Raw genomic sequence first — 784 nt, 5'->3', positions numbered from 1 at the left:
GCAAACATTTGAAAAAAGTGGATATCCGAAAGAAAATATTTAAAAAATACGATAAATTCTCTTTAGCGGAGTTTAAGGATGAAAAGGATAAATTACGCTCAGAAATCAAAAATTTACTGGCTGAATATTCTGATTTAGATTCTAATTGTTATCACATTCTTGGGCTTGTGGATTTTGAATCTGATGATTGGAAAATGAATATTGAAAAATCTATACGGAATTTCAAAAAAGCTGTTGAATTGGACGCAAATAATGTACTATCGCAATTGTATTTAGCTCATTGCTATCACGACTTAAATCAACTAGAATTAGCATTAGAGAACTATAACAAAGTTGATAAAGAAAAGCTAAAGGAGTTTCAAATTTGGAGATACACGAAATTGATTGAACAAATTGGCTATTGCGAATATAAACTCGGAAACAAAAAAATTGGTGAAAAACACTTTGAGGAAGTTTTAAAATGGTATAAAGAACTTCCGGAAATCGACAGAGCTGTTCCTTCTGAATTGATTGAGTGCTTGCCGAAAAACCATCGAATTGTAACTGAAATTAAAAAGATAGAAACCTATTTAGAATAAAAAACGATTTGCCAACACCGTATAAAGCCAATGGCTAAGCTAGTTAATGAATTAAAACTCCTACAATTTAAAAACGTATATTTAATTCCGAATAAACCAGCAAACGGCTTTGCTGTGGCTTCCGAGTCGCACGCGTCGACGCCGCTGCCAACATTTGCTCCGCAAATTTGGTTGAGCCACAGCGAGCCAAGAACCGCCACTGGCAT

The 784-nt window shown here is 34.3% G+C and carries 1 protein-coding gene; it reads left to right on the top strand.

The genetic code is table 11. The annotated features are described in order from the left end of the window. On the top strand, nucleotides 1–578 hold a 578-nt coding region (locus tag ACY2RU_RS17695; RefSeq protein ID WP_490139812.1), incomplete at its 5' end, for a hypothetical protein. Nucleotides 579–784 lie beyond the last annotated feature (206 nt).

It is taken from the genome of Ulvibacter sp. 2305UL32-6, from assembly GCF_058148545.1.
This window is presented reverse-complemented; position numbering and strand designations above follow the sequence as displayed.